Origin of the sequence: Pseudomonas bharatica, from assembly GCF_048586865.1 — a bacterium.
Classification (GTDB): Bacteria; Pseudomonadota; Gammaproteobacteria; order Pseudomonadales; family Pseudomonadaceae; genus Aquipseudomonas; species Aquipseudomonas bharatica.
Genome location: NZ_JBMAWR010000011.1, coordinates 39,054 through 58,660, shown reverse-complemented (window position 1 = coordinate 58,660; position 19,607 = coordinate 39,054). Strand labels below are relative to the sequence as shown.

The 19,607-nt window shown below is 62.4% G+C and carries 18 protein-coding genes; 13 read left to right on the top strand and 5 right to left on the bottom strand.

The features are described from left to right. The first annotated feature begins 13 nt into the window (after positions 1–13). From scpB to arfB, 4 genes are all read left to right on the top strand, one after another. On the top strand, positions 14–799 hold the full coding sequence (gene scpB / locus ACKLLE_RS14475) for an SMC-Scp complex subunit ScpB (protein WP_420058344.1): 786 nt from the start codon (positions 14–16) through the stop codon (positions 797–799). A 149-nt stretch (positions 800–948) separates the two neighbouring features. Then, positions 949–2,010, top strand: a complete 1,062-nt coding sequence (gene rluB / locus ACKLLE_RS14470) for a 23S rRNA pseudouridine(2605) synthase RluB (RefSeq protein WP_064301961.1) — start codon at positions 949–951, stop codon at positions 2,008–2,010. Positions 2,011–2,727: 717 nt separating this feature from the next. Next, positions 2,728–4,134: an amino acid permease gene (locus tag ACKLLE_RS14465; protein WP_064301962.1), complete on the top strand. Its 1,407-nt coding sequence runs from the start codon at positions 2,728–2,730 to the stop codon at positions 4,132–4,134. A 78-nt stretch (positions 4,135–4,212) separates the two neighbouring features. Next, complete coding sequence (arfB, locus tag ACKLLE_RS14460; protein ID WP_064301963.1) at positions 4,213–4,626, top strand: alternative ribosome rescue aminoacyl-tRNA hydrolase ArfB; 414 nt, start codon at positions 4,213–4,215, stop codon at positions 4,624–4,626. A gap of 89 nt (positions 4,627–4,715) precedes the next feature. Here the strand turns inward: arfB and ACKLLE_RS14455 are convergent, their stop codons facing one another. The 4 genes from ACKLLE_RS14455 to phhA all read right to left on the bottom strand — a co-directional run bounded on the left by ACKLLE_RS14455 (position 4,716) and on the right by phhA (position 7,472). Beyond that, entirely contained in the window at positions 4,716–4,847 is a 132-nt protein-coding gene (locus ACKLLE_RS14455) for a hypothetical protein (RefSeq protein ID WP_009405108.1), read from the bottom strand. Between the two features lie 261 nt (positions 4,848–5,108). Next, positions 5,109–6,287, bottom strand: coding sequence for an amino acid aminotransferase (locus ACKLLE_RS14450; RefSeq protein WP_420058343.1), 1,179 nt, complete (start codon positions 6,285–6,287; stop codon positions 5,109–5,111). After that, positions 6,287–6,643, bottom strand: a complete 357-nt coding sequence (locus ACKLLE_RS14445; protein ID WP_064301965.1) for a 4a-hydroxytetrahydrobiopterin dehydratase — start codon at positions 6,641–6,643, stop codon at positions 6,287–6,289. Before ACKLLE_RS14445 ends, ACKLLE_RS14450 begins: the two co-directional genes overlap by 1 nt. 43 nt (positions 6,644–6,686) lie before the next feature. Next, entirely contained in the window at positions 6,687–7,472 is a 786-nt protein-coding gene (phhA, locus tag ACKLLE_RS14440; RefSeq protein WP_420058342.1) for a phenylalanine 4-monooxygenase, read from the bottom strand. Positions 7,473–7,745: 273 nt separating this feature from the next. Here phhA and ACKLLE_RS14435 point away from each other — a divergent pair, with 273 nt between their 5' ends. After that, positions 7,746–9,305, top strand: a complete 1,560-nt coding sequence (locus ACKLLE_RS14435) for a sigma-54-dependent transcriptional regulator (protein WP_420058341.1) — start codon at positions 7,746–7,748, stop codon at positions 9,303–9,305. Between the two features lie 88 nt (positions 9,306–9,393). On the opposite strand, the gene ACKLLE_RS14430 is transcribed toward ACKLLE_RS14435, so the two are convergent. Beyond that, positions 9,394–9,654: a DUF2790 domain-containing protein gene (locus ACKLLE_RS14430; protein WP_009404950.1), complete on the bottom strand. Its 261-nt coding sequence runs from the start codon at positions 9,652–9,654 to the stop codon at positions 9,394–9,396. Between the two features lie 402 nt (positions 9,655–10,056). On the opposite strand from ACKLLE_RS14430, the gene acs reads away from it, so the two are divergent. From acs to aruF, 8 genes are all read left to right on the top strand, one after another. Continuing rightward, a complete protein-coding gene (gene acs / locus ACKLLE_RS14425) occupies positions 10,057–12,012 on the top strand; it encodes an acetate--CoA ligase (protein WP_009404949.1) in 1,956 nt (651 codons plus the stop codon). 598 nt (positions 12,013–12,610) lie between these two features. Then, positions 12,611–13,396 (top strand): ABC transporter substrate-binding protein, encoded by a 786-nt coding sequence (locus ACKLLE_RS14420; protein WP_064301968.1) that lies wholly within the window; start codon positions 12,611–12,613, stop codon positions 13,394–13,396. Positions 13,397–13,486: 90 nt separating this feature from the next. Then, positions 13,487–14,176, top strand: a complete 690-nt coding sequence (locus ACKLLE_RS14415; RefSeq protein ID WP_009399056.1) for an ABC transporter permease — start codon at positions 13,487–13,489, stop codon at positions 14,174–14,176. Beyond that, positions 14,173–14,871 carry an ABC transporter permease gene (locus ACKLLE_RS14410; RefSeq protein ID WP_009399050.1) on the top strand — a complete coding sequence of 233 codons (699 nt, stop codon included), beginning with the start codon at positions 14,173–14,175 and terminating at the stop codon, positions 14,869–14,871. Before ACKLLE_RS14415 ends, ACKLLE_RS14410 begins: the two co-directional genes overlap by 4 nt. A 66-nt stretch (positions 14,872–14,937) precedes the next feature. Beyond that, positions 14,938–15,702: an ABC transporter ATP-binding protein gene (locus ACKLLE_RS14405; protein ID WP_009399049.1), complete on the top strand. Its 765-nt coding sequence runs from the start codon at positions 14,938–14,940 to the stop codon at positions 15,700–15,702. Positions 15,703–15,825: 123 nt separating this feature from the next. Next, entirely contained in the window at positions 15,826–16,806 is a 981-nt protein-coding gene (gene argR, locus ACKLLE_RS14400; protein WP_420058340.1) for a transcriptional regulator ArgR, read from the top strand. A 386-nt stretch (positions 16,807–17,192) separates the two neighbouring features. Continuing rightward, on the top strand, positions 17,193–18,413 hold the full coding sequence (locus ACKLLE_RS14395; RefSeq protein WP_064301970.1) for an aspartate aminotransferase family protein: 1,221 nt from the start codon (positions 17,193–17,195) through the stop codon (positions 18,411–18,413). A gap of 128 nt (positions 18,414–18,541) precedes the next feature. Continuing rightward, the gene (aruF, locus tag ACKLLE_RS14390; RefSeq protein ID WP_420058339.1) at positions 18,542–19,561 is read left to right on the top strand and encodes an arginine/ornithine succinyltransferase subunit alpha; all 1,020 of its coding nucleotides are present in this window, start codon (positions 18,542–18,544) and stop codon (positions 19,559–19,561) included. Positions 19,562–19,607 lie beyond the last annotated feature (46 nt).

Genomic DNA, 19,607 nt, shown 5'->3' with positions numbered 1-19,607 from the left:
CACGAGCATCCCCATGAACCTGACTGACCCCCACGACCTGGCGCCATTGCTGGAAGCCTTCCTGCTGGCTTCCGGCAAGGCGCAATCCCTGGATCGCCTGTTCGAGCTGTTCGAAGAAGCCGAGCGTCCCGAGCCCGAAGTGTTCAAGCAGGCCCTGGAGCTGCTGCGCGAGTCCTGCGAAGGCCGGGCCTTCGAACTCAAGGAAGTGGCCTCCGGTTATCGCCTGCAGATCCGCGAAGACTACGCGCCCTGGGTCGGCCGCCTGTGGGAAGAACGTCCGCAGCGCTATTCCCGCGCCTTGCTGGAAACCCTGGCGCTGATCGCTTACCGCCAGCCCATCACCCGTGGCGAGATCGAAGATGTGCGCGGCGTGGCGGTCAACAGCAACATCATCAAGACCCTGCTCGAACGCGAGTGGGTGCGCATCGTCGGCTACCGCGAGGTGCCCGGGCGCCCGGCGATGTTCGCCACCACCAAGGCCTTCCTCGACCACTTCAACCTGAAAAGCCTCGACGAACTGCCACCGCTGGCCGAGCTGCGCGAGATGGAGCCGTCGCCCATGCCGCCGGTCGATCTCGACGATTTGCCGGTTCCGGCCCATCTGCAGGCGCTCGCTGACGCCAGCGCCGACCCGGACGAGCAGCCGGCGGAGGAAACCAGTTTCCGTTCGCTGCTGGTGGAGCTGGATGCCATGGAAGAAGGGTTGAAAACCGACTTCGACGACCTGCTGCGCGATCTCCCGCACGCCGGCGACGAAGAGCAGCCGGCCGAGGCCGAGCCTGAAGAACCGAGGAACTGAACCGCCGCCGGGCGCAAAGCCCGGCGTGCAACGCGATATCGGTCTACTCTCTGATGCGTTTGCGCCGCGATCAGCGTATGATTCGCGGCCTTTTTGGTGCTCGCAGCATCAGGAACCCAGATTCTACTTTTACACCGGGAGGTGCCCAGATGAGTGAACAAGACCTGCAAGACAGCCCGCCACGTCCGGCCGGGGAAAAACTGCAAAAAGTACTCGCACGCATTGGCGTCGGCTCGCGCCGCGATGTCGAGGCCTGGATCGGCGAGGGCCGGATCAAGGTCAACGGCGTGGTCGCGACCCTCGGCCAGCGTGTCGACCTGCACGACGCGATTTCCGTCGACGGCCGCCTGATCAAGCGCGAAGAAAGCGCAGAATCCGTGCGCCGCGTGATCATGTACAACAAGCCCGACGGCGAGATCTGCACCCGCGACGACCCGGAAGGCCGCCCCACCGTGTTCGACCGCCTGCCGCGCCCGAAAGAGGGCCGCTGGATCAACGTCGGTCGCCTCGACATCAACACCACCGGCCTGCTGCTGTTCACCACCGACGGTGAGCTGGCCAACCGCCTGATGCACCCGTCCTTCGAGATGGACCGCGAATACGCCGTGCGTGTGCGGGGTGAAGTCGACGACGACATGATTGCCCGCCTGAAAGAAGGCGTGGTGCTGGAAGACGGTCCGGCACGTTTCACCGACATCCAGGTGGCGCCCGGCGGTGAGGGCTTCAACCACTGGTATCACTGCGTGGTGATGGAAGGCCGCAACCGTGAGGTGCGTCGCCTGTGGGAATCCCAGGGCCTGGTGGTCAGCCGCCTGAAGCGCGTGCGTTTCGGCCCGGTGTTCCTCAACTCCGACCTGCCGATGGGCCGCTGGCGCGAAATGAGCCAGGGCGAGATCGACATCCTGGCGGCGGAAGTGGGCCTGACCCCGGTAGCGATGCCGGCGATGAATGCCAAGACCAAGGACAAGCTGGAGCGCATGCAGCGTAAATCCAGCAAGCCGGTGGGCCGTGGCGAGCGCGTGCGCACCCTGCGTCCGGCCAAGGACGGAGCGCCTGCGGGTGAGCGTCCGGCGCGTCAGCCGCGTGAAGAGGGCGGGCGCAAGGGCCGTACCACCGTGGCCGAGCGTCCGAGCGATGTACGGCGCAAGCCGGCGGGGGCGCCGAAGCGTTCCGGGCCGGGGACTGGTCGCGGCAAGCCGCGCTCCGAGTAAGGGGCCCAGGTGTACAAAGAGCCAACCTTCGGGTTGGCTTTTTTGTGCCTGCAAGATTTGTAGTTACTGCTATTGGCTTAACGCGGCCCCTGTGGGAGCGGGTTCACCCGCGATTGCGGCAGTGGATTCACCAAAGTAATCGCGGGTGAACCCGCTCCCACAGGGGCCGCGCTAGCCAGTCCCTGGAAATATTTTGAACCACCTTGTAAAAAAATCCTTACGCCAGACAGCCCTTTCCCCAACCAATTCAGCCCCCGCCGAAGCCTGTAAACATTCCTTGCCGGAAGCCTCTCTCGATCCCCCTTTACGCTTACGTCAACCTCTTGCCCAAGCTCCCGAAAACCGGGCTTGATGTGGCCGACAGCCAAGTGCCTGACCCGCCGTAGAGCGGGACAGAAACAGAACAAAAACGGAGGGCGCGATGTACGCCATTCACTCCCCCAGGCTTCATCTCTCCCGCGGGAACGCGACGTGTCGTTATCAAAACGTTACGCGGCGTGTTGACCCCTGCGTCAATGCAAGGGTATACAGGGCGCCGCGTTTTACCTGTGACCCTTCTGCGTACCGCGCATTCTGGCTGACGCCAGGCTGATCTTCCGGGCTCGTCCGCGGAAACCGCCGCGTCCGGCCCAAGGTAACCACCTTGCCAATTCCGCCGCGCCACGAGCGAGGCGGGTCCGATCCCGTCACAGATAAAAACAACAGGTGACTTCGTTCATGAGTGGAACAACTCCGCATTCAGGTGAGCTCAAGCGCGGCCTGAAGAATCGCCATATCCAGCTGATCGCCCTCGGTGGCGCCATCGGTACCGGCCTGTTCCTCGGTTCGGCCGGGGTGATGAAGTCGGCGGGGCCGTCGATGATCCTCGGCTACGCCATTTGCGGCTTCATTGCCTTCATGATCATGCGCCAGCTCGGCGAGATGATCGTCGAAGAGCCTGTGGCCGGCTCCTTCAGCCATTTCGCCCACAAGTACTGGGGCGGTTTCGCCGGTTTCCTCTCGGGCTGGAACTGCTGGATGCTGTACATCCTGGTGGGAATGTCGGAACTGACCGCGGTCGGCAAGTACATCCACTACTGGTGGCCCGAGATTCCGACCTGGGCGTCGGCGGCGGCGTTCTTCATCCTGATCAACGCGATCAACCTGGCCAACGTCAAGGTGTTCGGCGAGGCCGAGTTCTGGTTCGCCATCATCAAGGTACTGGCCATCGTCGGCATGATCGGCCTGGGCAGCTACCTGCTGGTCAGCGGCAGCGGCGGCCCGGACGCCTCGGTCAGCAACCTGTGGGAACACGGTGGCTTCTTCCCTAATGGTGTCAGCGGGCTGGTGATGGCCCTGGCGATCATCATGTTCTCCTTTGGCGGCCTGGAAATGCTCGGTTTCACTGCGGCCGAAGCGGACAAGCCGAAGACCGTGATCCCGAAAGCCATCAACCAGGTCATCTACCGCATCCTGATCTTCTACATCGGTGCGCTGGTGGTACTGCTGTCGCTGACCCCGTGGAACAGCCTGGTGGCCAACATCGACGCGGCCGGCGGTTCGTACAGCGGTAGCCCGTTCGTCCAGGTCTTCTCGATGCTGGGCAGCAATGTCGCGGCGCATATCCTCAACTTCGTGGTCCTCACCGCGGCGCTGTCGGTGTACAACAGCGGCACCTACTGCAACGCCCGCATGCTCTACGGCATGGCCGAACAGGGTGATGCCCCGGCCAGCCTGGCGAAGATCGACAAGCGCGGCGTGCCGGTGCGTTCGATCCTGGCGTCGGCGGCGGTGACCCTGGTGGCCGTGCTGCTCAACTACTTCATCCCGCAGCATGCGCTGGAGCTGCTGATGTCGCTGGTGGTCGCGACCCTGGTGATCAACTGGGCGATGATCAGCTATTCACACCTGAAATTCCGCCAGCACCTGGACCGTACCGGCCAGAAACCGCTGTTCAAGGCACTGTGGTATCCGTTCGGCAACTACTTCTGCCTGGCCTGGGTGGTGTTCATTCTTGGCATCATGCTGATGATTCCGGGGATCCAGGTGTCGGTGTATGCCATGCCGATCTGGCTCGGGGTGATGTGGGTCTGCTACATGCTCAAGAGCAAGCGGGTGACGGCTGAGGCTGTTTTGGCCAAGTAACCCGTTGGGGCCGCAAAGCGGCCCCAATCCATGCAACACCGGGTATCCTGCTTGCATCTCCTACCCGGTCCCCTCCGAATGCTCCAACTCTCCAACAGCGTCCACATCCCCGACGAAGAAATCGAGTTGAACGCCATCCGCGCCCAGGGCGCCGGCGGGCAGAACGTCAACAAGGTTTCCAGCGCCGTGCACCTGCGCTTCGACAGCCAGGCCTCCTCCCTGCCGCCGTTCTACAAGGAGCGCTTGCTCCAGCTCAGCGACAGCCGCATCACCCGCGACGGCGTGATCATCATCAAGGCCCAGCAATACCGCACCCAGGAACAGAACCGCGCCGACGCCCTCGAGCGTCTGCGCGAACTGATCCTGTCGGCGGTGAAGGTGGAAAAGAAACGCCGTCCGACCAAACCCACCCTCGGCTCGAAAACCCGTCGTCTGGACGGCAAGAGCAAACGCGGCGCGATCAAGGCCGGGCGCGGCAAGGTCGATTATTGAGGGGAATGCAGCGAAGGGGAGGGGAGTGTTCTTGAGCGTGTGAAAACCGGTCGATCGACCGAGGTTTCCACACGTCCTGTGGTGCGCGGTTATTCCTGGTCGGCGCTCGGCGATTCGTCGCCTTGCTGATCCGCCGATTGCGCGGGTTCAGCGTTGATGGGGGCCGGCTTCTGCTCGACTTGGTTCAGGCTTGGGAAGGGAAGATTCGGGATTTCATGCATCTCGTCGTTCCTCGCAAGGTGGTCGTAGGTGGGAAGTTCACGCCAAAAAGCGCGTCGGCTCCGGTGAAGCCGGGGGCAGGATACCGCAGTCTGGATGACAGATTGAGGTTTTCCTGCTGATTGGTAGGAAATTTACAACATTAGTGCTGGTCTTGATGGCCTCATCGCCGGCAACGCCGGCTCCCACAGGTATTGTGAACACCGCCGAACCTTGTGGGAGCCGGCGTTGCCGGCGATGAGGCCATCAGCAGCAGTGCAAATTCAGCGACAGACGTCGGCAATAGCCGCAGCCAGCACATCCAGCCGCGCTTCATCCGCCCCCGCCACATTGGCCCGCCCGGTCCCGACCATATACACGCTGTGCCGCTCGCGCAGCGCCGCGACCTGGTCTGGCGACAGCCCGGTGTAGGAAAACATCCCGCGCTGCTCGGCAATATGCGCAAAGCGCTCGCTCAATCCGTGTGGCGCCAGGGCTTCGACCAGCCCGTTGCGCAAGCGTGCGATACGCTGGCGCATGGCCTCGACCTCGCTGGTCCACAGGCTTTTCAGCTCGGGATCAGCAAGAATCTCCGCCACCACCGCCGCGCCATGATCCGGCGGTGTCGACCACAGGTTGCGCGCAATGAACGCCAGTTGGCTGCGTACATCCAGCAGTTTTTCCGTATCGGCGCAGCATGCCAGCAAGGCGCCGGTACGCTCGCGATACAGGCCGAAGTTCTTCGAGCAAGAGCTGGTGATCAGCAATTCGGGCAGCTCGGCGGCGAACAAGCGCACCGCCCAGGCATCCTCGTCCAGCCCGTCGCCAAAGCCCTGGTAGGCAAAGTCGATCAGCGGCAGCAACGAACGCCGCTTCACTACTTCCAGCACCCGGCCCCAGTCGTCCCGCGACAGGTCGAACCCGGTCGGGTTGTGGCAGCAGGCATGGAGCAGGACGATATCACCCTCGGGCGCCGCTTCCAGCGCAGCGAGCATGCCCGTCACATCGAGGCGATTGTCCGCGCCGACATAGGGATAATGCCCGACCTTCAGCCTGGCTCCGGCGAAGATGGTCTCGTGGATCGGCCAGGTCGGATCGCTCAGCCAGATCCCGCGCCCCGGCAGGCAGCGCTGGATGAATTCCGCCGCCAGGCGCAGGGCGCCGGTGCCGCCGGGTGTCTGGGTGGCCCCGGCCAGCGGGGAATCCTTGCCCAGCACCAGTTGGCAGAGCAGGCGACCAAAGGCGGCATCGCCATGGCCGCCGACGTAACTCTTGCTCGACTGGCGATCCACCAGGCGCTGTTCCGCGATCTTCACCGCCCGGGGCACTGGCGTCAGGCCCTGGGCATCCTTGAAGACGCCCACGCCCAGGTCGAATTTCGCCGGGTTCGGATCCTTGGCGTAGGCCTCCATCAAGCCGAGGATGGGATCACCCGGAATCCGGGTGATGGCCTGGAAATGCATCACTTGCGCCCTTCGGCGGTCTTGGCGACCTCGTCAGTGCGCGCTGCCATGATGAAGTCGTTGCGGTGCAGGCCCTTGATCGAGTGGCTCCACCAGGTCACGGTGACCTTGCCCCATTCGGTCAGCAGGCCCGGGTGATGGCCCTCGGCCTCGGAGATCTCGCCTACCGCATTGGTAAAGGCCAGGGCGTGCTTGAAGTTCTTGAACAGGAAGACTTTCTCCAGCTGCATGATCGCGTCGCGGACTTCGATGTTCCAGTCCGGAATCATGCGGATCAGTTCCGGCAGTTCTTCATCGCTGACTTTCGGCGCATCGGCGCGGCAGGCTTCGCAGTGGGCTTGGGACAAGGCGTTCATAATGATCTCTTTTCCGTGGATTGTTATAGGTGTGCAGGGCGGCTCAGGCCGCCTTGGGTGGAAACCTGGGTGCGTGCAGGCCAAGCTGCATGGCGTGCTCGACCATGCCCATGATGTCCTCGTGGGCCAGGTCGAACAGGCGCTTGAGGTTCGGCAGAGTGAAATACACCGGCTGCAGGATATCGATGCGATACGGGGTACGCATGGCTTCCAGCGGATCGAACGGCTGGTGTTCCGGCTCGCTGGAAAGACTGTAGACCGTCTCCTTGGGCGAAGACAGGATGCCGCCCCCATAGATGCGCCGGCCTTGCGGGGTGTCGATCAGGCCGAACTCGATGGTCATCCAGTACAGGCGCGCCAGATACACGCGCTGCTCCTTGGTCGCGGCCAGGCCGAGCTTGCCGTAGGTATGGGTGAATTCGGCGAACCAGGGGTTGGTCAGCAGCGGGCAGTGGCCGAAGATCTCATGGAAGATGTCCGGTTCCTGCAGGTAGTCCAGCTCTTCTTCCGTACGAATGAAGGTAGCGACCGGAAAACGCTTGCTCGCCAGCAGTTCGAAAAAGGTCTGGAAGGGGATCAGTGCCGGCACCCGGGCGACCTGCCAGCCGGTGGTGGCGCCAAGCACCGCATTGATTTCCGAGAGCTGCGGAATGCGATCGTGGGGCAGGTCGAGCTGCTCGATGCCGTCCAGGTATTCCTGGCACGCGCGGCCCTCGATCACTTTCAACTGGCGAGTGATCAGGGTGTTCCACACCGCATGTTCCTGCGGCGGGTAATCGATAAAACCGTTCGCATCGGGCTCGCGGGCCACGTATTGCGTCTGTTTCATGCTGCTCTCCTGCTGAGGGCTTTTATTGTTGTGTGCGGCTTGCGCCATGCCCTTAGAGATAGCGCCTGGCTCCGTGAATTGCAGCGGTCGGGAAGGATTACAGGCAGTGTGAACGAACGAATTTTGTAACGCAGACTTTACGGAAACCGCGCTGGCGCGGAAACGCGTGCTTGCGGAGCGCTGGGAATCACGGGTTTTGTAACGTATTATTTACAAATTTTCCGGCGATCCAGCAGAAAAATCGCCGCTTCCTCCTCCCTTGCAGGACTTTTCATGCGTATCAAAGTGCATTGCCAGAACCGCATCGGCATCTTGCGGGACATCCTCAACCTGCTGGTGGAATACGGCATCAACGTCGCTCGCGGCGAGGTCGGCGGTGAGCATGGCAATGCCATCTATCTGCACTGCCCGAACCTGATCAACCTGCAGTTCCAGGCGTTGCGGCCCAAGTTCGAGGCGATCACCGGGGTATTCGGGGTCAAGCGCGTCGGTCTGATGCCCAGCGAGCGGCGGCACATGGAGTTGAACGCGTTGCTCGGTGCCCTCGACTTCCCGGTGCTGTCCATCGATATGGGCGGGTCCATCGTCGCGGCCAACCGTGCGGCGGCGCAGTTGCTCGGCGTCCGGGTCGACGAGGTGCCGGGCATCCCGCTGTCACGCTACGCCGAGGACTTCGATCTGCCGGAACTGGTGCGGGCCAACAAGGCCCGGATCAACGGCCTGCGGGTGAAGATCAAGAATGATGTGTTCCTTGCCGATATCGCCCCGCTGCAATCCGAACATGACGACAGCGAGGCCCTGGCCGGTGCGGTGCTCACCCTGCACCGCGCCGACCGCATCGGCGAACGCATCTACAACGTGCGCAAGCAGGAGTTGCGTGGCTTCGACAGCATCTTCCAGAGTTCGCGGGTAATGGCGGCAGTGGTACGCGAGGCGCGGCGCATGGCGCCGCTGGATGCGCCGTTGCTGATCGAAGGCGAGACCGGAACCGGCAAGGAGCTGCTGGCCCGGGCCTGTCACCTGGCCAGCCCGCGTGGACAGGCGCCGCTGATGGCGCTGAACTGCGCCGGGCTGCCTGAGTCCATGGCCGAGACCGAACTGTTCGGCTATGGCCCCGGCGCGTTCGAAGGCGCCCGTGCCGAGGGCAAGCTCGGGCTGCTTGAACTGACCGCCGGGGGCACGCTGTTCCTCGACGGTGTCGACGAGATGAGCCCACGCCTGCAGGTGAAGCTGCTGCGATTCCTGCAAGACGGCTGTTTCAGGCGTGTCGGCAGCGACGAGGAGGTTTATCTGGATGTCAGGGTTATCTGCGCGACCCAGGTGGATCTGTCCGAATTGTGTGCCCATGGCGAGTTCCGGCAGGACCTGTATCACCGCCTCAACGTGCTATCGCTGCATATCCCGCCGTTGCGTGAATGCCTCGATGGCCTTTCGCCGTTGGTGGAGCATTTCCTCGACCAGGCCAGTCGCCAGATCGGCTGCCCGCTACCGCGCCTGGCCCCGGCGGCGCTGGAGCGCCTTGGCCAATATCACTGGCCGGGCAATGTGCGACAACTGGAAAACGTCCTGTTCCAGGCGGTATCGCTGTGCGATGGGGGCGTGGTCAAGGCCGAGCATATCCGCCTGCCGGACTATGGCGCGCGTCACCCCCTGGGCGAGTTCTCCCTGGAGGGCGATCTGGCGCAGATTGTCGGGCGGTTCGAAAAGGCGGTGCTCGAAGCCTTGCAGCATGAATATCCAACCAGCCGGGCATTGGGCAAGCGTCTTGGTGTGTCCCATACGACCATTGCCAACAAGTTGCGTGATTATGCGATCGGCAAGTCTTCCGAGTGATTGAATAGTCGGAGTTTATTAAAGTTTCATTAGTTCTGGCATGGCGCCTCTTAATTGAACAAGAGGCGCGCCAGCACTGAACCAAGTGTTAGCCGTTGGAACAGCCATTACCCATCACGCGATATTCGAGGATGTGTTTCCGACCCTGGGAGTCTTCATAGGTCATACGCGCCGGAACGACTTCGCAGACGTTCGGGATTTCGCTCATGGACAGGACTTTGGCGATATCCAGGTGTTGCGAGTAACTGTACTGTTCAACCGGAATCTGCTCGGCGCCGTTATTTGCCTGTTCGGCGGCCATGGCCGCGCCGCAAACACTGCCGAGTACCAAAACCAGTAAAGCTTTCATCTTAAATTTACCTGTTCAAGGTCGAATAAGGGGGCGTAGCGCTTGTGGCGCTACGTTGTTGCAAAGTAAAAGCGGAATGTTATTCCGGGATTAACTGCCTTCGTGGGGGCTGTTACCAAACGTTAATCTCGTTGCCGTTGCTGGCGAGGTGAATTCTAGGGGCTGACATCAAACTGAAACAGCCAGCGTTTTGATAAACACTGTTGGCGGAATCCGTAACAATCGCCGGGAAAAGCCTGGCAATGTCTCGTCGATAAAGCGGAACGCCCGTGCCAGAGCGGCTTTTCGGCCGGAAGTGGCGAAAAGACCATGCCGTTACTACCAACGTCGAATGGTCTGGATGGCTCTGGTACAGTTAAAACGAGGTCATACAAAAACAACTATTACACCGAGGTAACAAAGATGAGTGCGGCTTCCCTGTACCCCGTTCGTCCCGAGGTTGCGGCGAATACCCTGACCGACGAGGCTACCTACAAGGCCATGTACCAGAAGTCGGTGGTCAACCCGGACGGCTTCTGGCGTGAGCAGGCCCAGCGCCTCGACTGGATCAAGCCCTTCACCAAGGTCAAGCAGACCTCCTTCGACGACCACCATGTCGATATCAAGTGGTTCGCCGACGGCACCCTGAACGTTTCCTACAACTGCCTCGACCGGCACCTGGAAGAACGTGGCGACCAGGTCGCAATCATCTGGGAGGGCGATGACCCTTCCGAGCACCGCAACATCACCTATCGCGAGCTGCACGAGCAGGTGTGCAAGTTCGCCAACGCCTTGCGTGGCCAGGACGTGCACCGTGGCGACGTGGTCACCATCTACATGCCGATGATCCCCGAGGCCGTGGTCGCCATGCTGGCCTGTGCCCGCATCGGCGCAATCCACTCGGTGGTCTTCGGTGGCTTCTCCCCGGAGGCCCTCGCCGGTCGCATCATCGACTGCAAGTCCAAGGTCGTCATCACCGCCGACGAAGGCCTGCGCGGCGGTCGTCGCACGGCGCTCAAGGCCAACGTCGATGACGCCCTGACCAACCCCGAGACCAGCAGCATCCAGAAGGTCATCGTGTGCAAGCGTACCGGGGCCGATATCAAGTGGAACCAGCACCGCGACATCTGGTACGAAGACCTGATGAAAGTGGCCGGCAGCGTCTGCGCGCCGAAGGAAATGGGTGCCGAGGAAGCGCTGTTCATCCTTTACACCTCCGGCTCCACCGGCAAGCCCAAGGGCGTGCTGCATACCACCGGCGGCTACCTGGTATACGCCTCGATGACCCACGAGCGCGTATTCGACTACCGTCCGGGCGAGATCTACTGGTGCACCGCCGACGTGGGCTGGGTCACCGGCCACAGCTATATCGTCTACGGGCCGCTGGCCAACGGCGCCACCACGCTGCTGTTCGAAGGCGTGCCGAACTATCCGGACATCACCCGTGTGTCGAAGATCATCGACAAGCACAAGGTCAACGTCCTCTACACTGCGCCGACCGCGATCCGCGCCATGATGGCCGAAGGTCAGGCCGCCGTTGCCGGCGCCGACGGTTCGAGCCTGCGCCTGCTGGGCTCGGTGGGAGAGCCGATCAACCCCGAAGCCTGGAACTGGTACCACCAGACCGTCGGCAAGGAGCGTTGCCCTATCGTCGATACCTGGTGGCAGACCGAGACCGGCGGCATCCTCATCAGCCCGTTGCCCGGCGCTACCGCCCTGAAGCCGGGCTCCGCGACCCGTCCGTTCTTCGGCGTGGTACCGGCGCTGGTGGACAACCTGGGCAACCTGATCGAAGGCGCCGCCGAGGGCAACCTGGTGATCCTCGATTCCTGGCCGGGTCAGGCGCGTTCGCTGTATGGCGACCACGACCGCTTCGTCGACACCTACTTCAAGACCTTCCGTGGCATGTACTTCACCGGTGACGGTGCCCGTCGCGACGAGGATGGCTACTACTGGATCACCGGGCGCGTGGACGACGTGCTCAACGTGTCCGGGCACCGCATGGGTACGGCCGAGATCGAAAGCGCCATGGTCGCCCACCCGAAGGTCGCCGAGGCGGCGGTGGTCGGCGTGCCGCACGACATCAAGGGGCAGGGCATCTACGTCTACGTCACCCTCAATGGTGGCGAGGAGCCGAGCGAGGCGCTGCGTCTTGAACTGAAGAACTGGGTGCGCAAGGAGATCGGGCCGATCGCTTCGCCGGACGTCATCCAGTGGGCGCCGGGGCTGCCGAAGACCCGCTCGGGCAAGATCATGCGCCGCATCCTGCGCAAGATCGCCACGGCCGAGTACGACTCCCTGGGCGATATCTCGACCCTGGCCGACCCGGGGGTGGTGGCGCACCTGGTGGAGACGCACAAGACCATGAATGTGGCTTGAGTAGTGAAGGCTGACGCGTAACCAATGTGGGAGCGGGTTCACCCGCGATTACGGTGGTGAGCCCACCGACGCCATCGCGGGTGAACCCGCTCCCACAGGGTCCGCATACCACCTGCAGGTAAAAGCCCAAGGCCCCGTAGGCAGCCAGCCTCCGGGGCCTTGGGCTTTTTTGTTACTTCGACTTTCATCGGTAACCTTTCCCACACGGCTTTCGTACAAAAACGGGGCGGAAGGAAACGGCTTCGCTCGCTCATGGTGCATGGGAAGATGAAATTTCCGACACCCAAACGGCTGGACTTGCCGTGATACAAGGCTTTGCCAATAATGGGCCCGGTTATTGCTTCAGTCATGGGTTATTTGTTTTTCGCTTTTGCATATTCCTCCGAAACTGTCAATATCTCCCGGCCGCTCTTCAAAGGCTTCTGTAACTACTTGTCGCTTTGAAGAAATATCGGCTTCCGAGCTGTCGTTAAAATGCCGATCACTCGCTCGTGACGCCTGACCCGTGGTCCGGTCCCGCGCAGCTCTGCGTTGTACTCATTCGCATAGTGGGCAGTCGTACTGCCTGGCATTGCCCTTTACCGATTGGAGTTCCCAGATGAAGAAACTCGCATTGCTTGGCGCACTGGCGCTGTCCGTGTTTTCCCTGGTGTCCGTGGCTGACGAAAAACCGCTGCGCATCGGCATCGAAGCCGCTTACCCACCCTTCGCCTCGAAAGCTCCGGATGGCAGCATCGTCGGCTTCGACTACGACATCGGCAACGCCCTTTGCGAGCAGATGAAGGTCAAGTGCACCTGGGTCGAGCAGGAGTTCGACGGCCTGATTCCGGCGCTTAAGGTGCGCAAGATCGACGCCATCCTGTCGTCCATGTCGATCACCGAAGATCGCAAGAAATCGGTCGATTTCACCAAGCGTTACTACCTCACCCCGGCCCGCCTGGTCATGAAGGACGGCACCACCGTCAGCGACAGCCTGGCCGAACTGCAAGGCAAGAAGATCGGCGTGCAGCGCGGCTCGATCCATGACCGCTTCGCCAAGGAAGTGCTGGCTCCGAAGGGCGCCACCATCGTTCCGTATGGCACCCAGAACGAAATCTACCTGGACATCACCGCCGGCCGCCTGGATGGCACCGTGGCCGATGCTACGCTGCTGGAAGACGGCTTCCTGAAGACCGACGCTGGCAAGGGCTACGCCTTCACCGGCCCGGCCTTCACCGACGCCAAGTACTTCGGCGACGGCATCGGCATCGCCGTGCGCAAGGGCGACAAGGAAAACCTGGAACGCATCAATGCTGCCATCGACGGCATCCGCGCCAGCGGCAAGTACAAGGAAATCCAGGACAAGTACTTCAACTTCGATATCTACGGTCCGGAACCCAAGTAACCGCTGTCCGTATCACCTGTGCAATGGTGCAAGCAGCAGAAGCGCTGAGGCTTGCACCATTTTTTCATCCCTAAGGTCGAGGACCTCATCATGTTGAAAGGCTACGGGGCAGTCATCCTCGATGGAGCGTGGCTGACGCTACAGCTCGCCTTGTCGTCCATGGCCTTGGCCATCGTGCTTGGCCTGATCGGCGTGGCCTTGCGGCTGTCGCCGGTACGCTGGCTGGCCTGGCTCGGCGATCTGTATGCCACGGTCATTCGCGGCATTCCCGATCTGGTCCTGATCCTGCTGATCTTCTACGGTGGCCAGGACATCCTCAATCGCGTCGCCCCGCTGGTGGGCTACGACGATTACATCGACCTCAATCCCCTGATTGCCGGCATCGGCACCCTGGGCTTCATCTTCGGTGCTTATCTGTCGGAAACCTTCCGTGGCGCCTTCATGGCGATCCCGAAAGGCCAGGCCGAGGCCGGCATGGCCTATGGCATGAGCAACGTGCAGGTGTTCTTCCGCGTGCTGGTGCCGCAGATGATCCGCCTGGCGATTCCCGGCTTCACCAACAACTGGCTGGTTTTGACCAAGGCTACCGCGCTGATTTCGGTGGTGGGCCTGCAGGACATGATGTTCAAGGCCAAGCAGGCGGCCGATGCCACCCGCGAGCCTTTCACCTTCTTCCTGGCGGTGGCCGCGATGTACCTGGTGATCACCAGTGTCTCGCTGCTGGCCCTGCGTTACCTGGAAAAGCGCTACTCGGTTGGCGTAAAGGCGGCTGAACTATGATTTTCGACTACAACGTCATCTGGGAAGCGTTGCCGCTGTATTGGGGCGGCCTGCTGACCACCCTCAAGCTGCTGGCGATTTCCCTGTTCTTCGGCCTGCTCGCGGCGATTCCGCTGGGGCTGATGCGGGTGTCGAAACAGCCCTTGGTGAATTTCGCCGCCTGGCTCTACACCTACGTGATCCGTGGCACGCCGATGCTGGTCCAGTTGTTCCTGATTTACTACGGCCTGGCCCAGTTCGCCGTGGTGCGCGAGAGTTTCCTCTGGCCCTGGCTGTCCAGCGCGACCTTCTGCGCCTGCCTGGCCTTTGCCATCAACACCAGCGCCTACACCGCGGAAATCATCGCCGGCAGCCTCAAGGCCACGCCCCACGGCGAGATCGAGGCGGCCAAGGCCGTGGGCATGTCGCGCTACAAGATGTACCGCCGCATCCTCCTGCCTTCGGCCTTGCGCCGGGCACTGCCGCAGTACAGCAACGAAGTGATCATGATGCTGCAGACCACCAGTCTCGCGTCCATTGTCACCTTGATCGACATCACCGGTGCCGCACGGACCGTCAACGCCCAGTACTACCTGCCGTTCGAGGCCTATATCACCGCCGGCGCGTTCTACCTGTGCCTGACCTTCATCCTGGTCCGCCTGTTCAAGCTCGCCGAGCGCCGCTGGCTCGGCTACCTGGCGCCGCGCAAGGGTTGAGCCCCGCGGCTAACTGATTCGCTCCGGGCGTGCTGGCGCGCCCCGGGCCTTATGAGACCGACAGCAATGTACAAACTCGAAATCCAGGACCTGCACAAGCGCTACGGCAGCCATGAAGTGCTCAAGGGTGTGTCCCTGGCCGCCAAGGCCGGCGACGTGATCAGCATCATCGGCTCCAGCGGCTCGGGCAAGAGCACGTTCCTGCGTTGCATCAACCTGCTGGAACAGCCCCATGCCGGCAAGATCCTGCTCAACAACGAAGAGCTGAAGCTGGTGGCGAACAAGGATGGCGCGCTCAAGGCTGCCGACCCGAAGCAACTGCAGCGCATGCGCTCGCGGCTGTCGATGGTGTTCCAGCACTTCAACCTGTGGTCGCACATGACTGCCCTGGAAAACATCATCGAGGCGCCGGTGCATGTGCTCGGCGTGAACAAGAAGGAAGCGCTGGAAAAGGCCGAGCATTACCTGGCCAAGGTCGGCGTGGCGCACCGCAAGGACGCCTATCCCGGTCATATGTCCGGCGGCGAGCAGCAGCGTGTGGCGATCGCCCGGGCCCTGGCCATGGAGCCTGAAGTCATGCTGTTCGACGAGCCGACCTCGGCGTTGGACCCGGAACTGGTGGGCGACGTGCTGAAAGTCATGCAGGCCCTGGCGCAGGAAGGCCGGACCATGGTGGTGGTGACCCACGAAATGGGCTTTGCCCGCGAGGTGTCCAACCAGTTGGTGTTCCTGCACAAAGGCCTGGTGGAGGAGAGTGGCAACCCGCGCGAGGTGCTGGTCAATCCGCAGTCCGAGCGGCTGCAGCAGTTCCTGTCCGGCAGCCTGAAATAACTGGTGTTGGCTTAAGGCTGCCTCTTTGCACCAAAATAGGTCATGCTGCGCTGTTTGCGCAGCGTGCGCCACGTTTGCTTAAGTCCGCCTATCATTGCGGACACCAGTTCCGGACCTCACCTCATGACCACCCAGCGAATCGGTTTTCTCATCTGGCCCAGCACCAAGGCCCTGACCCTGGCGCTGGCTGAAGAGGTGTTGCGGGTGGCGCAGAAGGTCCACCCGGAGGTGGTCTACGATCTGGCTTTCCTTCAGGCCGAGGCACCGGTCGACGGCGATTGGCGTCTGCCGGGCGAGCCGTGGAACGGGCGCCTGGACAACTGCCAGAAGCTGTTCCTGCTCGCCGACGAGCCGCCGCTGACGGTGGGCGCGGCGCTGGGGGCGGCGCTCAAGCAACTGGTGCGCTCCGGTTGCGTGGTTGGTGGCCTGTCGGCCGGGGTTTATCCTCTGGCGCAGCTGGGCCTGCTGGATGGCTACCGTGCCGCAGTGCACTGGCGCTGGCAGGACGATTTCGCCGAACGCTTCCCCAAGGTGATTGCCACCAGCCATTTGTTCGACTGGGATCGCGATCGCCTGACCGCTTGCGGCGGCATGTCTGTGGTGGACCTGCTGTTGGCGGTGCTGGCCCGGGATCACGGGGCCGAGCTGGCGGGGGCGGTATCCGAGGAGCTGGTGGTCGAACGCATCCGCGAAGGCGGCGAGCGCCAGCGCATTCCGCTGCAGAACCGCCTGGGCTCCAGCCATCCGAAGCTGACCCAGGCCGTGCTGTTGATGGAAGCCAATATCGAAGAGCCACTGACCACCGACGAGATTGCCCAGCACGTCTGCGTCTCGCGCCGGCAGCTGGAGCGGATCTTCAAGCAGTACCTGAACCGGGTGCCGAGCCAGTACTACCTGGAGCTGCGCCTGAACAAGGCGAGGCAGATGCTGATGCAGACCAGCAAGTCGATCATCCAGATCGGTTTGTCCTGCGGCTTCTCGTCGGGGCCGCACTTCTCCAGTGCCTACCGCAACTTCTTCGGCGCCACGCCGCGGGAAGACCGCAACCAGCGGCGCAGCAGTTCGCCGTTCGAGCTCTCCTCCGTTCCCGCCGAGCGCGGTTGATCTTTCGGGCCTCATCGCCGGCAACGCCGGCTCCCACAGGTTTCTCTTTCAGTCGATGGATTTGTGCTCGACGCGCACTTTGTGGGAGCCGGCGTTGCCGGCGATGAGGCCCCTCAAATCCCGGAAAAACCATCTATCACCCCCCAATCATCGAACACCTTGAACTTCCTGTCTTTCCCGCCTCCAACTCTCTCCCCGCCAAGCCCCCGCACCGTTTAAACTGCGCCTTTGCGAAGCTATATGTCGCATTGCCGAAAGCCTTGGAAAAACAGGGTTTGGCGCTATAAGAAGTTGTCGCTTGGCGACAAGGCCAAGTGTTCATCTCTCCTTACAATCCCCCCATCGCTCGCCAGTTCCAGGCAGGCGTTCCTCTTCAGGAGACTCCGATGTCCGTTGAGCAAGCTCCGGTGCAACGCGCCGATTTCGACCAGGTAATGGTTCCCAACTACGCACCAGCCGCCTTCATTCCCGTGCGTGGCGCCGGTTCCCGAGTCTGGGACCAGTCGGGTCGAGAGCTGATCGATTTCGCCGGCGGCATCGCCGTTAACGTGCTGGGGCATGCCCATCCGGCGCTGGTCAGCGCGCTGACCGAACAGGCCAACAAGCTGTGGCACGTCTCCAACGTCTTTACCAACGAGCCGGCCCTGCAACTGGCACGCAAGCTGGTGGATGCGACCTTCGCCGACCGCGCCTTCTTCTGCAACTCCGGCGCCGAGGCCAACGAGGCTGCCTTCAAGCTGGCCCGTCGGGTCGCCCATGACCGCTTCGGTCCGGAAAAGTACGAGATCATCGCCACCGTCAACAGCTTCCACGGGCGCACCCTGTTCACCGTGAGCGTCGGCGGCCAGCCGAAGTACTCCGATGGCTTCGGGCCGAAGATCACCGGCATCAGCCATGTGCCGTACAACGACCTGGAAGCGCTGAAAGCGCAGATCTCCGACAAGACCTGCGCCGTGGTCATCGAGCCGATCCAGGGCGAGAGCGGTGTGGTCCCGGCCGACAAGGCCTACCTGGAAGGCGCACGCGCCCTGTGCGACCAGCACAACGCGCTGCTGATCTTCGACGAAGTGCAGACCGGCGTCGGTCGTACCGGCGAGCTGTACGCCTACCAGCACTACGGTGTGGTGCCTGACATCCTGTCCAGCGCCAAGAGCCTGGGCGGCGGTTTCCCGATCGGCGCGATCCTGACCACCGACGAACTGGCCAGGCACCTGGCCGTCGGCACCCACGGCACCACCTATGGTGGCAACCCGCTGGCCTGTGCCGTCGCCAATGCCGTGCTGGATATCGTCAATACCCCTGAAGTGCTCAACGGCGTGAAGGCCAAGCACGAGCGCTTCAAGTCGCGCCTGCAACAGATCGGCGAGAAGTACGGTTTGTTCAGCCAGGTCCGTGGCCTGGGCCTGCTGATCGGTTGCGTACTCACCGACGCCTGGAAAGGCAAGGCCAAGGACGTGTTCAACGCCGCCGAGCAAGAGGGCCTGATGGTCCTGCAGGCCGGCCCGGACGTGGTCCGCTTCGCCCCGAGCCTGGTGGTCGAGGATGCCGATATCGACGAAGGTCTGGACCGCTTCGAGCGCGCTGCCGCCAAGCTGACCCAGGCCTGATTCACCGCGCTGCACCTTCGCTGGCCTGCCCGGGCCAGCGAACCGATTTCCGTGGCCTGTGCCCGATGCGCACACGCCGCTTTTTTTGCGCCGACACGTCGGCCCGTATATCCGAAAGGAGTGACACCATGCTGGTGATGCGCCCCGCGCAAATGGCTGACCTGGATGAAGTACAGCGTCTGGCTGCGGACAGTCCCATTGGTGTCACGTCCCTGCCGGACGATGCCGGTCGCCTGGGCGACAAGATTTCCGCCTCGGAAACGTCCTTCGCCGCCGAAGTCAGTTTCAACGGCGAAGAAAGCTATTTCTTCGTCCTGGAAGACCTGGCCACCGGCAAGCTGGTCGGTTGTTCGGCCATCGTCGCCTCGGCCGGCTACTCCGAGCCGTTCTACAGTTTCCGTAACGAAACCTTCGTTCACGCTTCCCGCGAATTGAAGATCCACAACAAGATCCATGTGCTTTCCCAGTGCCATGACCTCACCGGCAACAGCCTGCTGACCAGCTTCTACGTGCTGCCGGAACTGGTGAACACTGCCTGGGCCGAGCTCAACTCGCGCGGACGCCTGCTGTTCATGGCCTCGCACCCGGAGCGCTTCGCCGACTCGGTGGTGACCGAAATCGTCGGCTACAGCGACGAGAACGGCGATTCGCCCTTCTGGGACGCGATCGGGCGCAACTTCTTCGATCTCAACTACGCCGAGGCCGAGCGCCTGTGCGGCCTGAAGAGCCGTACCTTCCTCGCCGAGCTGATGCCGCATTACCCGATCTACGTGCCGCTGTTGCCGGACGCCGCCCAGGAAGCCATGGGCCAGGTCCACCCGCGGGCGCAGATCACCTTCGACATCCTGATGCGCGAAGGCTTCGAGACCGATCACTACATCGATATTTTCGACGGCGGCCCGACCCTGCATGCGCGGGTCTCCGGCATCCGTTCGGTCGCCCAGAGCCGGGTCGTGCCGGTCAAGCTGCAGGAGCAGCCGACCAAGGGCGGCCGCCAGTACCTGGTGACCAACGGCCAGTTGCAGGACTACCGCGCGGTGTTGCTGGAACTGGACTGGGTGCCGGGCAAACCCGTTTACCTGAGCCAGGACGCCGTCGAGGCCCTTGGCGTCGGCGAAGGCGCCAGCGTGCGCCTGGTCGCGGTTTGATACTGACTGAGTTTCGCGGGCGCCCATGGTGCGCCTGCCCGAGGAG